Origin of the sequence: Kribbella sp. NBC_01484 (assembly GCF_036227145.1) — a bacterium.
GTDB lineage: Bacteria > Actinomycetota > Actinomycetes > Propionibacteriales > Kribbellaceae > Kribbella.
This window is the reverse complement of sequence record NZ_CP109437.1, coordinates 5,817,246-5,830,757: the sequence shown is the minus strand read 5'-3', so window position 1 is coordinate 5,830,757 and position 13,512 is coordinate 5,817,246. Positions and strand designations below refer to the sequence as shown.

14 protein-coding genes and 1 riboswitch are annotated in these 13,512 nt (G+C 69.7%); all 14 genes read left to right on the top strand.

Annotated features, from left to right (window positions below; all coding sequences use genetic code 11):
- Positions 1-31 precede the first annotated feature (31 nt).
- The 14 genes from OG555_RS28555 (at position 32) to OG555_RS28490 (ending at position 13,498) form a co-directional block, all read left to right on the top strand.
- On the top strand, positions 32-619 hold the full coding sequence (locus tag OG555_RS28555) for a DUF3043 domain-containing protein (RefSeq protein ID WP_329475633.1): 588 nt from the start codon (positions 32-34) through the stop codon (positions 617-619).
- Between the two features lie 22 nt (positions 620-641).
- On the top strand, positions 642-1,652 hold the full coding sequence (locus OG555_RS28550; RefSeq protein ID WP_329475632.1) for an aldo/keto reductase family protein: 1,011 nt from the start codon (positions 642-644) through the stop codon (positions 1,650-1,652).
- Positions 1,649-1,858 (top strand): hypothetical protein, encoded by a 210-nt coding sequence (locus OG555_RS28545; RefSeq protein ID WP_329475631.1) that lies wholly within the window; start codon positions 1,649-1,651, stop codon positions 1,856-1,858. Before OG555_RS28550 ends, OG555_RS28545 begins: the two co-directional genes overlap by 4 nt.
- Positions 1,846-1,977: riboswitch (cobalamin riboswitch) on the top strand. Its footprint overlaps the gene before it by 13 nt.
- An 86-nt stretch (positions 1,978-2,063) precedes the next feature.
- On the top strand, positions 2,064-2,771 hold the full coding sequence (locus OG555_RS28540) for an SCO2322 family protein (RefSeq protein WP_329475630.1): 708 nt from the start codon (positions 2,064-2,066) through the stop codon (positions 2,769-2,771).
- Complete coding sequence (locus OG555_RS28535) at positions 2,772-3,860, top strand: energy-coupling factor transporter transmembrane component T (RefSeq protein WP_329475629.1); 1,089 nt, start codon at positions 2,772-2,774, stop codon at positions 3,858-3,860. It begins immediately after the preceding gene.
- Positions 3,857-5,467 carry an ABC transporter ATP-binding protein gene (locus OG555_RS28530; protein WP_329475628.1) on the top strand — a complete coding sequence of 537 codons (1,611 nt, stop codon included), beginning with the start codon at positions 3,857-3,859 and terminating at the stop codon, positions 5,465-5,467. Before OG555_RS28535 ends, OG555_RS28530 begins: the two co-directional genes overlap by 4 nt.
- Positions 5,464-6,309, top strand: coding sequence for an ECF transporter S component (locus OG555_RS28525; protein WP_329475627.1), 846 nt, complete (start codon positions 5,464-5,466; stop codon positions 6,307-6,309). Before OG555_RS28530 ends, OG555_RS28525 begins: the two co-directional genes overlap by 4 nt.
- A complete protein-coding gene (locus OG555_RS28520; protein ID WP_329475626.1) occupies positions 6,302-6,832 on the top strand; it encodes a bifunctional adenosylcobinamide kinase/adenosylcobinamide-phosphate guanylyltransferase in 531 nt (176 codons plus the stop codon). Before OG555_RS28525 ends, OG555_RS28520 begins: the two co-directional genes overlap by 8 nt.
- A 275-nt stretch (positions 6,833-7,107) precedes the next feature.
- Positions 7,108-7,878, top strand: a complete 771-nt coding sequence (locus OG555_RS28515) for an adenosylcobinamide-GDP ribazoletransferase (protein ID WP_329475625.1) — start codon at positions 7,108-7,110, stop codon at positions 7,876-7,878.
- A 710-nt stretch (positions 7,879-8,588) separates the two neighbouring features.
- Positions 8,589-9,779: an ROK family transcriptional regulator gene (locus tag OG555_RS28510; RefSeq protein WP_329475624.1), complete on the top strand. Its 1,191-nt coding sequence runs from the start codon at positions 8,589-8,591 to the stop codon at positions 9,777-9,779.
- 171 nt (positions 9,780-9,950) lie between these two features.
- Positions 9,951-11,027 carry a substrate-binding domain-containing protein gene (locus OG555_RS28505; RefSeq protein WP_329475623.1) on the top strand — a complete coding sequence of 359 codons (1,077 nt, stop codon included), beginning with the start codon at positions 9,951-9,953 and terminating at the stop codon, positions 11,025-11,027.
- A gap of 149 nt (positions 11,028-11,176) precedes the next feature.
- Entirely contained in the window at positions 11,177-11,992 is an 816-nt protein-coding gene (locus OG555_RS28500; RefSeq protein ID WP_329475622.1) for an ATP-binding cassette domain-containing protein, read from the top strand.
- Positions 11,989-13,323, top strand: coding sequence for a sugar ABC transporter permease (locus tag OG555_RS28495; protein ID WP_329475621.1), 1,335 nt, complete (start codon positions 11,989-11,991; stop codon positions 13,321-13,323). Before OG555_RS28500 ends, OG555_RS28495 begins: the two co-directional genes overlap by 4 nt.
- Before the next feature lie 13 nt (positions 13,324-13,336).
- The gene (locus tag OG555_RS28490; protein ID WP_329475620.1) at positions 13,337-13,498 is read left to right on the top strand and encodes a hypothetical protein; all 162 of its coding nucleotides are present in this window, start codon (positions 13,337-13,339) and stop codon (positions 13,496-13,498) included.
- Positions 13,499-13,512 lie beyond the last annotated feature (14 nt).

Below are 13,512 nucleotides of genomic sequence, written 5' to 3'. Positions count from 1 at the left end.
CGACCTGCCCTGCGAATGAGGTTCAGACCCCGTGTTCCGTCGTACCAAGTCTGAGACAGCTACCACCGTACCCGGCGAGCCCCAGGGCAAGCCGGGTGGGAAGGGACGCCCCACCCCGACCCGCAAGGAGGCGGAGGCGGCCCGCAAGCAGGCGCTGAAGAAGCCGCGTAACCGCAAGGAGGCGTCGGCGTACCGGCGGGAGAAGGTCCGCACCGAGCGGGCCAAGATGCAGGACGCTCTGCGCACCGGCGACGACCGGTACCTGCCGGCCGCCGACAAGGGCCCGGTCCGGCGCTTCGCCCGGGACTATGTGGACGCCCGCTACTCGGTGATGGAGTTCGCGCTGCCGGTCCTGCTGGTGGTGTCGCTGGTCGGCGTGGTGTTCTCGGCGCAGTTCCCGTGGCTGGCCGGCGTGGTCAACCTGCTCTTCCTGGTGATGATCGTGCTGATCGCGGCGGACTGGTTCCTGCTCTCGGCCGGACTGCGGAAGGCGGTCACGGTGAAGTTCCCGAAGGAGTCCACCAAGGGCCTGGGGTTCTACGCGGTCCGGCGGACCATGCAGATGCGCCGCTGGCGGATGCCCAAGCCGATGGTCAAGCGCGGCGAGAAGCCCAGCTGACCGGGCCGGTAGGGTCAGGGGTATGGACTTCCGCTATCTCGGCAACAGTGGTTTGAAGGTCAGCGAGATCTCGTACGGGAACTGGCTCACGCACGGATCCCAGGTGGAGAACGATCAGGCCAAGGCCTGTGTGCGGGCGGCCCTGGAGGCCGGCATCACCACGTTCGACACCGCCGACACCTACGCCAACACCAAGGCCGAGTCGGTCCTCGGCGAGGCGCTGGAGGGTGAGCGGCGCGAGTCGCTGGAGATCTTCACCAAGGTCTACTGGCCGACCGGCCCCGGCGGACCGAACGACACCGGCCTGTCCCGCAAGCACATCCACGAGTCGATCAACGCCTCGCTGAGGCGCCTCAAGACCGAGTACGTCGACCTCTACCAGGCGCACCGGTACGACACCGAGACGCCGCTGGAGGAGACGATGGAGGCGTTCGCCGACGTCGTCCGGTCCGGCAAGGCGCTCTACATCGGCGTGTCCGAGTGGACCGCGGAGCAACTCCAGGAGGGCCACCGGCTGGCCCGGGAGCTGCGCATCCCGTTCGTCTCGAACCAGCCGCAGTACAGCATGCTCTGGCGGGTGATCGAGGCCGAGGTGGTGCCGGCCTCGGAGGAGCTCGGCATCGGCCAGGTGGTGTTCTCGCCGATCGCGCAGGGCGTGCTCACCGGTAAGTACCTGCCAGGTCAGCAGCCGCCGGACGGCTCCCGGGCCACCGACGCGGCCGGGTCGAACTTCATCAAGCGGTTCCTCACCGACGACGTGCTCACCCGGGTCCAGGACCTGAAGCCGGTCGCCGACGAGGCCGGTCTGTCGCTGTCCCAGCTGGCGATCGCCTGGGTGCTACAGAACCCGAACGTGTCCTCGGCGATCATCGGCGCCTCCCGGCCCGAGCAGGTCACCGAGAACGTGAAGGCGTCCGGGGTGAGGCTCGAGGAGAGCCTGCTGAAGCAGATCGACGAGACGCTGGGCGGCATCGTCGAGCGTGACCCGGCCAAGACCGCGCAGAACGCGCCGCAGACTCGGCCCGGCTCGTGAGCTGGAGCTGGCGGTTCGAGACCGCTTCCGGCGCCCTGGTCGACCCCGGTGAGGTTGGTGGGGCCGAGTTCTCCGCACAGGGTGACGCGGAGAGCTGGCTGGGTGAGCTCTGGCGGGACCTGGCCGACCGTGGCGTCGCCCAGGTGTACCTGCTGGAGGACGACCGGGAGGTCTACGGCCCGATGAGTCTGGCCGCGCCAGAGTAGGCTTCGGTCCGAACACGCCTGCGTCACAGGGAAGCCGGTCCAAGTCCGGCGCTGACCCGCAACCGTAGGCCACCTCAGGTGGCGAGCCGGAACACTGTGCCGCAGGCAGGCTCAGCTACCCGCCGTGGTCCGCGGGTGGGGCCCCTACCCTGCCGGTGCAGGCGGGACTTCCTCCACCGGGCCACGGCCCGATCGAGGACATGAGATGACTGCACACCGGACCGTACGACTGGTCCTCGCCCTGCTGGCGGGTCTCCTGCTGGCGGGGACCGTCGCCACCACCGCACAGGCCGAGGACGGCTATCGCTTCTGGGGCTACTACCAGTGGGCTTCCGGCCAATGGGCCTTCTCACCGAAGGGCTCCGACGCCGTCGTCCCGGCCGACGGGGCGGTGGAGGGCTGGCGGTTCGCCGTCGGCGGCGCGAAGCCCCGGGTGCCGCGCGCAGCGGGAGATTTCGAGGCGATCTGCGGCAAGACGCCGGCCGAGACCGGCAAGAAGCGGGTGGCCCTGGTGGTCGACCCGGGTACGCCGGAGGACGCGGCCGGCGGTGAGACTCCGGGTCCGGCCACCGGCACGTGTGTGGTGACCGACGTGAAGGCGACCGGCGCGAAGATCCTGGCCGCGGTCGCGCCGGTCCGGATCGAGAAGGGCCTGACCTGCGGGATCGCGGGCTACCCGGCCAAGGGCTGCGGCGACCAAGTGAAGAACATCCAGGTCCCGGCCACCGACACCCCGGTGACGCTGCAGATCGGTGCCGCGGTCGGTGCCGCACCTGCGGCCTCCCCCTCGCCAGTCGCATCCTCCTCGGACGGCGACGGCGCTCCGTGGGGTGGGATCATCATCGCCGCCGCGGTTGTCGTCGTACTGGCCGGTGGTGGTCTGCTCCTCAGTCGCCGCCGTACAGCCAAGTAAGTGCGTGCTGTCGATCGTCTGACGTTCCCCCGGGCGCTCCACCCGGGGGCCTGGTGGCTGTGGGCGCTCGGTATGGCCGTGGCCGCCAGCAGGACGCGGAACCCGGTGCTGCTCGGGCTGATCCTCGCAGTGACCGGATTCGTAGTGGCCGCCCGCCGGACCGATGCTCCCTGGGCCCACAGCTACGCCGCGTTCCTCAAGCTCGGTCTGGTGGTCATCGGCCTCCGGGTGGTTTTGCAAGCGCTGCTGTCCACCCGCTCGCAGGGGAACACGGTCCTGTTCACCCTGCCGCAGATTCCCTTGCCTGACTGGGCAAACGGGGTGAAGCTCGGCGGTGAGGTCACCCTGGAGGCGTTGCTCACCGCGCTGTACGACGGTGGTCAGCTCGCCGTCATGCTCTGCTGCGTCGGTGCCGCCAACGCACTGGCCAGTCCCCGGCGGCTGCTCAAGTCGTTGCCCGGGGCCCTCTACGAGATCGGCGTGGCCTGTGTGGTGGCGCTGACGTTCGCGCCGCAGCTGGTGACGGACGCCCGTCGCATCCGCGCCGCACGCCGACTGCGCGGCCGCACCCGCGGCTCCTTCCGTACGACGGCCATGCCCGTGCTGGAAGGTGCTTTGGACAGGTCGGTCGAGCTCGCCGCCGCGATGGACTCGCGCGGCTACGGACGTACGGCGCACGTCCCGCAAGCGCAGCGTCGTCTCACCGCTGGCTGCGTCCTGCTGGGGTTGCTGGGCATCCTGCTGGGCGTCTACGCGTTGCTGACCGAATCCATGGCGTTTCCGCTCGCGGCGTCCGCGCTGGCGATCGGACTGCTGCTGGCCCTCGGAGCCATGGCAATTGGGCGTCAGCGGGTCACTCGGACTCGATACCGGCCGGATCCGTGGGCGCTGCCCGAGTGGCTGGTCGTGGCGTCCGGTGCGATCGCTGCCGGGGCTATGGTCACCGCTGCGGCACGTGGTGTCCCCGGACTGCTGCTGGCGGGCCCGTTGGTCGTTCCACCCGTTCCGCTGGTGCCCGTTGTCGGCGTACTGATCGGACTGGCGCCAGCGGTGGTCGCGCCTCCACAGGTCAGGCGGGCGATCGCATGATCGAGTTCGACCGGGTGACAGTGACGTACGACGGTGCCGCGGAGCCGGCGCTGCGGGACGTGAGCTTCACCGTGCCTGAGGGAGAGTTGGCGCTGGTGATCGGGCGGACTGGATCCGGCAAGTCCACGTTGCTGCGGGCAATCAACGGACTGGTGCCGCACTTCACCGGTGGCACGCTGGCGGGGCGGGTGCTCGTCAACGGACGGGACACCAGCGAGTACCGGCCCCGCGACCTGGCCGACGTGGTCGGCATGGTCGGTCAGGATCCGATGGCTGGGTTCGTGACCGACACGGTCGAGGACGAACTCGCTTACAGCATGGAGTCGCTCGGAGTCGCGCCGGACGTGATGCGCCGACGGGTTGAGGAGACTCTGGATCTGCTGGGGCTGGCCGACGTACGGGATCGGGCGTTGACGGCGCTGTCGGGCGGGCAGCGGCAGCGGACCGCTATCGGCGCCGCACTGACCTCTCACCCGGCTGTGCTCGTGCTGGACGAGCCGACGTCCGCACTGGACCCGCAGGCGGCTGAGGAGGTGCTGGCCGCGCTGCAGCGACTCGTGCACGACCTGAGCGTCACTGTGATCATGGCCGAACATCGGCTCGAGCGCGTGATCCAGTACGCCGACCGAGTGATCGAAGTACCGGGTGGTGCGGCTGCTGTGTCCACTGGGCCACCGGCGGAGCGGATGGTGACCGCTCCGGTCGCACCGCCTGTGGTGGAGCTGGGGCGTCTGGCCGGCTGGTCGCCACTCCCCCTGTCGGTGCGCGACGCCCGACGGGCAGCTGTCGCGTTGCGAGGCCGTTTGGACTCCATCGTGCCGCAGAGGTCGGCGGCTGCCCCGGGTGCCGAGCTCGCCCGGTGCACTGACCTGGTGGTTGGCTACGGCAACGTCATGGCTCTCCGCGGCGTGTCACTGAGTATCAAGGCCGGTGAAATCGTCGCACTGATGGGCCGCAACGGCGCCGGCAAGTCCACACTGCTCAACGCCCTGGTGGGGATCCTGCCGGCGCAATCCGGTACGGCGGCAGCGGCCGGCGCGGACCCGCGTCGTACCAAGCCTTCCGAGCTGGTCAAGGCGGTCGGACTGGTCCCGCAAGAGCCTGCCGACCTGCTGTACGCCGCCACGGTCGCCGAGGAGTGTGCGGGCGCCGACTCCGACTTCGGTGTGCCGGCGGGTAGTTGCCGTGCGCTACTGAACCGGCTCGCTCCGGATATCGACCAGGCGATGCATCCGCGGGACCTGTCCGAGGGACAACGGCTCTGTCTGGCGCTGGCCGTCGTACTGTGTGGCGCTCCGCCGCTCCTGCTGCTCGACGAGCCGACGCGGGGTCTGGACTACGGCGCCAAGCGTCGGCTGGTGGCGATCCTGCGTGAGCTGGCTGCTGCCGGGCATGCGGTCGTGCTGTCGACGCATGACGTCGAGATGGTGGCTGAGGTCGCTACCCGGGTGCTGGTGCTCGCCGAGGGCGAATTGGTCAGTGATGGCGATACAGCAGCGGTCATGGCCGGGTCTCCGTCGTTCGCACCGCAGGTGGCGAAGATCCTTGCCCCCTTGCCGTTCCTGACCGTCGGAGAAGTGGCTACCGCACTGGAGCGGGCGTCATGACCACGGCCCGGCTCAAACTGCACGGTCGCTCGCTTCGCCTGGTCCGGCTCAAACCGCGGAGCACGACCATGCTCGTGGTTGCGTCTCTGGTCGGGCTGCTGGCGTTCGCCTGGCCGCTGTTCCTCCACACCGACCAGGGGGGTGAGTCCGCGATCGGCCACACCACGGACGCGCCCTGGCTCTTCGTCCTGCTGCTGCCGCTGCTGGTGGCCGTCGTACTCGCGGAGCTGTCCGAGGCGGGGATCGACGCGAAGGTGATCTCGCTGCTCGGCATGCTGGCGGCCGTCGGTACGGCGCTACGGGCACTCGGTCCGGGGACTGCCGGGCTGGAGCCTGGGTTCTTCCTGCTCGTGCTGGCTGGGCGCGCGTTCGGAGCCGGGTTCGGGTTCGTGCTGGGGGCTGTGTCGCTGCTCGGCGGCGCGCTCATCACTGGTGGGGTCGGGCCGTGGATGCCGTTCCAGATGTTCGCCTGTGCGTGGGTGGGGTGCCTGGCGGGCCTGCTGCCTCGAGTGGGCGGGCGGTTGGAGTTGTTGCTGCTGGCGGCGTACTCGCTGGTGTCCGGGGTGATGTACGGCGTGGTGATGAACCTGTGGTTCTGGCCGTACGCGACCTTCGGCAGCGACTTCTCGTTCGTGCCGGGCGACGCGCTGGCCGAGAATCTGCATCGGTATCTGTTGTTCGTGGTCGCGACGTCGCTGGCGTGGGACATTCCGCGCGGGGTGCTGTCCGCCGTGCTGGTGCTGCTGCTCGGCCGGCCGGTCCTCACGGCCTTCCGCCGGACCGCGCGGAAAGCGGCCTTCGATACGCCTGTCGTCTTCGAGCCCGGGAGAACGGATGCCTGACCAACGCACGCTGATCCTCGGCGGCGCCCGCTCCGGCAAGTCGATCGCCGCCGAGCGCCGGCTCGCGTCGGAGCCGGAGGTCTTGTACGTCGCTACTGGCGGGGACGACTCCGGTGACGCCGAATGGGCCGAGCGAGTCGCCAAACACCAGGCCCGGCGGCCGGCGACCTGGGGGTTGGCGGAGACGATCGAACTGGTCCCGTTGCTCGACGCCGCCGGACCACCGCTGCTGATCGACTGCCTGACGCTGTGGCTCTCGCGCACGATGGACGCGCTGGACATCTGGTCCGATCTCGGCTGCGCCGGGCTGGTCGAGGATCGCATCGCCGACCTCGCGGAGGCCTGGTCGCGGACCCCGCGGCTGGTGGTTGCTGTCAGCAACGACATCGGCTCCGGCGTGGTCCCCGCCGACCCCGGCACCCGCCTCTTCCGCGACCTGATGGGCCGGCTGAACACCACAATCTCGCTAGCCTCCGACCAAGTCCTCTGGACGATCGCCGGCCGAACCCTCCCCCTGACATGACGCCGCCTGACCTGCCACCGTCTGACCTGCCACCGTCTGACCTGCCGCCGCCTGACCTGCCACCGTCTGACCTGCCGCCTGACCTGCCACCGCCCGACCTGCCGCGTCAGCCACCGCCGCCGGGGGCCGCGCCCGACCCCTCACAGCCTGGGCCACCGACTGGGCCGCCGGATCTGCCGCCGCCCGACCTGCCTCCGGCTGCGCCGGCGGGGGGCGGCGCTGACGGTGCCGGCCGGCGTGGTGGGTGGGGTGACGGGCTGCGGTTGGCGGTAGGCATGTTGAGCTTGCTCCCGGCTGGGATGCCGTCGCGTGTCGACCGGGTGGTCGGTGGGCGGGCGATGGTGCTCGCGCCGGCGGTCGGCGTACTACTCGGTGGGATCGCGGCCGGCGTGGTGGCGGTGGCTCAGTTGGTGCAGCCGGACGCGGAGTTGCTGGCCGCGGTGCTCGGCGTACTTGTGGTGGCGGGGCTGTCCGGGGCGTTGCATCTGGACGGATTGGCGGACTTCGCGGATGCGCTCGGCAGCCGGCGGGATCGCGAGACCATGCTCCGGATCATGAAGCAGAGCGACATCGGGCCCTTCGGTGTCGTGGCCATCGTCGGGGTGCTCCTGGTCGACGTGGCGGCGCTCACCGCCTGCATCCAGGCCGGCTTCGGCTGGCAGTCGATCCTGATCGCCACCGTCGCCAGTCGCCTCACCCTCCCCTGGTCCTGCCGAACGACGATCCCCGCGGCCCGCCCTGACGGCCTGGGCGCCATGGTCGCGGCCACAGTCCGCCCCATCACGGCCGCTCTCACGACAGTCGTCGTACTGGCTGCCGCTCTGCTGCTGGTGTGGCTCAGCGCCCCGCTCACCCCGGACCGGATTGTCGACAACGTACTCCTGTTCGTCGGCACCGCGGCCGCCATCCTGCTCGCCGTCGCCACCAGCTTCATCACCACTCGCCGCGCTCGGACCGCCCTCGGCGGCACCACCGGCGACGTCCTCGGCGCCACCCTCGAACTCGCCCTCCCGATCACCCTCCTCATCCTCGCCCTGACCGCCTGACCCTTCCCCCATTTTGTGTATGGGCTGTGGATGCGGCTCTGGGTCGCGCGCAGGCGTTTCCCGCGTGCCGGCACCCGCCCGAAATCCTGCGATCGTCGAGTCGTGGATTCGGGTCAGGATTAGGGCCTTGTGGCGACCGCGATCCACGACTCGGCGCTGCCCCCCGGCCGGTTTTCGGCCAGGCTGTCCCGGGCGTGGGGTCGCGGTGTGTTCGGGTGGCGCCGGCGGGCGGGCGTGAGGGGTGAGGACAGGAACTGGTGGGTTGGGACATGGAATTACCTGTCGCAGCCCGCGACAACCTGTCCCAGGTCCCCGGACGTGGTCCGGGGCGGCGACCCGAAGGCACCTTGGGCACCGAAGGCACCTTGGGCACCGAACTCGGCCGGTTCGCCCTGAAAGCCCGTCCCGCGCCGTGCCCGCCAGCGCTCCCGGACCGATCGCGACCTCCATATCGGACAGGAGCCCCATTTGGCTGGCTGACCCACCAGGCGGTGGCTTTGCCACCCAGGTTCAGCCTGGCAAACCCACCCTCTGGTGGGTCAGCCAGGCAAAGGCGGATGGGGCGGGTCGGAGGGGTGCGGGGTGACGGGTGCATTACTGTCACGGATGGACGGTGAAGTGGGGTAGTGACGGCGAGGGCGAATGATGATGTTGGTGGTTCACGACCGGTGTGCGGCGGCTTACGCCCCGCGATCCGTTATCTTTATGTAATGAACGCAACCCACCCGGCGCCGGGATCACAGGCTTCGCTGCGCGAAGCCAACCGTGCGCGCGTTCTCGGAGTCGTCCGCCAGCACGGCCCGCTGACCCAGGTCGAGATCGCCGCCGCCTCCGGCCTGTCCGCCGCCACCGTGTCGAACATGGTCCGCGAACTCGACCAGGCCGGCATGGTCGGCCTGTCCCGCAGCATCCGCAACGGCCGCCGCGCCGTCCTCGTCTCGCTGGCCTCCGGCGGCGGCCTGCTGGCCGGCGTCGCATTCGGCGAGCGCGACGTCCGGGTCGCGATCGCGAACCAGTCCAGCGAGATCCTCGCCCAGCAACTGATGCCGTTGCAGGCCGACCACGTCGCCGACGACGGGATGGAACGCGCCGCCCGGCTGCTCGCCGACCTCGCCGAGACCGTCAGCTCGGACGTCGAGGACATCGCCGGGATCGGCTTCGGCCTGCCCGCCCCGGTCGACTCGGTCAGCGGTGAGGCCGGCTCCGACGCGGTCCTGCCCGGCTGGCGCGGCGTCAACGTCGCCGAGGCGATGGCCGGCTATCTCCGCGCCCCGGTCGCGCTCGACAACACCGCGAACCTGGCCGCGCTCGGCGAACTACGCAACGGCGCGCTCCGCGGCGTTCAGCACGGCTGCTACCTGAAGTTCTCGTACGGCGTCGGCGCCGGGATCGTGCTGGGTGGCGAGGTGTTCCGCGGCTCGGCCGGCACGGCGGGCGAGATCGGGCACGTCACGATCGACGAGAACGGGCCGATCTGCCGCTGCGGCAACCGCGGCTGCCTGGACACGTTCGTCGGCTCCCGGGCGCTGATCAACAGCCTCGCGGCGTCACACGGCCCGCTCCGGCTCAAGGACATCGTCACCCGCGCTCTGGCCGGTGACCTCGGCTGCCGCCGCGTGATCGAGGATGCCGGCCGCCGGGTCGGCGTCGCGGTGGCCGGCCTGGTGAACCTGCTCAACCCCGAGGTCATCGTCGTCGGCGGCCTGATGGCCGAAGCCGGCGACCTGATCCTGGACCCGCTCCGCGAGGCCCTCGACCGCTGCGCCATCCCCAGTGCCGCCGCCACCGTCGAGCTCCGCCGGGCCGAGCTCGGCGATGACGCCGACATCATCGGCGCTATCCACCTGGCCTCGGTCCTGAGCCACACCCAGGCCACGAAATCGCTCAGCACCACCTCCTGAGCAATCCCACAGCACGACTTCGGAGGACGCCGTACGCCGAAGTCGCTGCGTCATCGTCGATCATGTAACGCCAATATGTCTATTTCTTGAATTCAAGTCTTGACGACAAGGCGCGCGGACGCTTGACTTCGGGGCAGGCCTACTCGGGCCTTCACGTCAAGGAGCCGCCATATGTCCGTGTCACCATCCCGTCTCGTCGGCCTCGGCATCGCCGTCTCGGCCCTGGCCGTCTCGTTGGTGGCCTGCGGCTCGGACAACGGCGACTCCGGCAGTTCGGGCGGCGCGAAGAAGATCGCCCTGCTGCTGCCCGAGTCGAAGACGACCCGCTACGAAGCGCTCGACCGGCCGCTGTTCACCGAGGCGCTCAAGGCGGCCTGTGCGGACTGCGAGCTGATCTACAGCAACGCCGACCAGGACGCGGCGAAGCAGCAACAGCAGGCTGAAGCGGCTCTGACCCAGGGCGCGAACGTGCTCGTCCTCGACCCGGTCGACGGCAAGGCCGCCGCCGCGGTCGTCGCCTCCGCCAAGAGCCAGAACGTCCCGGTAATCGCGTACGACCGGTTCATCGACGGCGCCAACTACTACGTCTCGTTCGAGAACGAGGCGGTCGGCAAGCTGCAGGCGCAGACCCTGGTCGACACGCTGAAGGCGGCCGGCAAGACGTCCGGCAACCTCGCCATGATCAATGGCGCCCCGACCGACCCGAACGCGGCGGACTTCAAGAAGGGCGCGCACAGCGTGCTCGACTCCAGTGGCTTCAAGGTCGCGGCCGAGTTCGACACCCCGGACTGGAGCCCGGACAAGGCCCAGGCCTGGATGGAGGGCCAGCTCAGCGCGATCAAGAACGGCCTGGTCGGGGTGTACGCCGCCAACGACGGGACCGCGGGTGGCGCGATCGCAGCGCTGAAGGGCGGTGGCGTGACGCCGCTGCCGCCGGTCACCGGGCAGGACTCGGAGCTGGCCGCGATCCAGCGGATCGTCGCCGGCGACCAGGCGATGACGATCTACAAGGCCGTCAAGCCGCAGGCCGAGGCCGCCGCGAAGGGCGCGGTCGCGCTGGCGAACGGCGGCAAGCCCGAGTCCACCACCGAGAAGAGCGGCATCCCGTCGACGATCCTCGACCCGGTCGCCGTGACCAAGGCCAACATCAAGGACACCGTGGTGAAGGACGGCATCTACAAGGTGAGCGACATCTGCACCGCGTCGTTCGCCGCCGCCTGCACCGCTGCCGGCCTGACCAGCAACTGACCGCCCCTTCGGTGTTGCCCCGCAGTGAGGTGCGGGGCAACACCGGGCCGGTCCACGAAGCCCTGTCCGGATTTGTTGCCGCGTCGCCCTGTCCCGCGGGACGGATCGCCGCGATCATGGCCTGAAGCGAAGCCCAGGAGGCTGATCGAGTGACTGTTACCCCGACATCCCTCGACGTCGGTACCGGTACGGTGCTGACGCTGCGAGGGGTTTCCAAGCGTTTCGGCGCGGTACAGGCCCTGAAGAACATCGAGCTGGACGTCCGGGCCGGTGAAGTCCTCGCGCTGGTTGGCGACAACGGCGCCGGGAAGTCGACGCTGGTGAAGACGATCGCAGGGGTCTACACCGCCGACGACGGGACGATGGTGTTCGACGGCCAGGAGGTGCGGGTCAGCAGTCCGGCCGAGGCACAGCAGCTCGGCATCGCGACGGTGTTCCAGGACCTGGCGCTCTGCGACAACCTGGACGTGGTCGCCAACCTCTACCTCGGCCGCGAGCTCCGCAAGGGCAGCCTGCTCGACGAGGTCGAGATGGAGCGCTCGTCCTGGGAGCTGCTCCGCCAGCTGTCCGCGAAGATCCCGTCGGTCCGGATCCCGGTCGCGAGCCTGTCCGGCGGCCAGCGGCAGACCGTCGCGATCGCGCGCAGCCTGCTCGGCCAGCCCAAGGTCGTGATGCTGGACGAACCGACCGCGGCGCTCGGCGTGGCTCAGACCGCCGAGGTGCTCAACCTGGTCGAACGACTGCGCGAACGCGGCCTCGCCGTGATCCTGATCAGCCACAACATGGCCGACGTGATGGCGGTCGCCGACCGGGTCGCCGTCCTCCGCCTCGGCCGCAACAACGGCGTCTTCATGGTCACCGACACCAAGACGCAGGACATCATCGCGGCCATCACCGGCGCGACCGACAACGCGGTCTCCGAGCGCGCCGCGCGCCGGAGCCGGGAGGAGGGCTCCGCATCATGAGCCTGCGAGGATCCGGCACCCGCCCCCAGGACGACACCCCATCGACAACGAAGTCCGGTACGGCGGGCGCCGCCGATCCGGCCGTCGACGCCAGCGGCGCCGACCAGCTGCCGGCCGATCTCCAGGACGAGCGGCTGATCGCCAGCCACGGCATCAGCGGCGCCGTCTCGGCCTTCATCGCACGGCTGCGCTCGGGTGACCTTGGCTCGGTGCCGGTGGCGATCGGCCTGATCATCATCTGGGCGGTCTTCCAGATCGCCAACAGCTCGTTCCTGTCCAGTCGCAACCTGGTCAACCTGACCCTGCAGACCAGCTGGATCGGAGTGATTGCCCTCGGCATCGTTCTGGTCCTGCTGCTCGGCGAGATCGACCTGTCGGTCGGCTCGGTCAGCGGTCTGTCCGCCAGCGTGCTCGCAGTCACTTTCGTCAACCAGAGCTGGCCGCTGGTGCTGTCGCTGGTGGTCAGCGTCGCCCTCGGGCTGGTGATCGGGTTGTTCTACGGCGCGCTCTACACGCGCTTCGGCGTACCGAGTTTCGTCATCACTCTGGCCGGTCTGCTCGGTTTCCTCGGTCTCCAACTCCTGGTGCTCGGTAAGGAAGGCACGCTGAACCTGCCGTTCGATTCCGCGCTGGTCCGATTCGCCACCCGCAGCTTCCTCTCCCCCGCGCTGTCCTACGGACTGATCGTGGTGGTTGTCGCGCTGTATGTGCTGACCCGGCTGCGCGGCCGAGGCGCCCGGATCGCCGCCGGGTTGTCGGCGGCACCGCCCTCGATGATCGCGATCAAGGCCGGCGCGCTGGCCGTCGGGCTGTTCGTGCCGGTCCTGATCCTGAACGGCAACCGTGGGGTGTCGTCGATGTTCCTGCTGTTCCTGGGACTGGTCGTCGCCACGGATCTCGCGGTCCGGCGGACCAGTTGGGGCCGCTCGGTCGTCGCGGTCGGTGGCAACGTAGAAGCCGCCCGTCGGGCCGGTATCAACGTGCGGATGATCTACCTGTCCGTGTTCGCGGCCTGTTCGACGTTCGCCGCGGTCGGCGGCATTCTCGCGGCCGCCAGGCTGGGAGCGGTCAGCCAGAGCAGCGGTGGCACCGACACCAACCTGAACGCGATCGCCGCTGCCGTCATCGGTGGTACCAGCCTGTTCGGTGGCCGTGGGTCGGCGTACTCCGCCCTCCTCGGTGCCTTCGTGATCATGTCGATCTCCAACGGCCTCGCGCTGTTGAGCCTCGACTCGAGCATTCGCTACATGGTCACCGCCGGCGTCCTGCTGATCGCCGTCACCATCGACTCCCTCAGCCGCCGCAGCCGGCAGGCCCACGGCCGGGCGTAAAAGACAAGAGCCGGTGGGCTTGCGACTGACCCTGACCAGGCGGGAGCCCACCGTTCCACCTGCGCTCGGGCAGCTCGCCGTACTGGCTGGTCTGTTGACCGGTCTGATCGTGTTCGAGTCGGTGCGGTTCGCTCGGGAGCGGGACGAACTGCGGCACGGCGAACGGCACGCATGAGAAAGGCCCCCGCC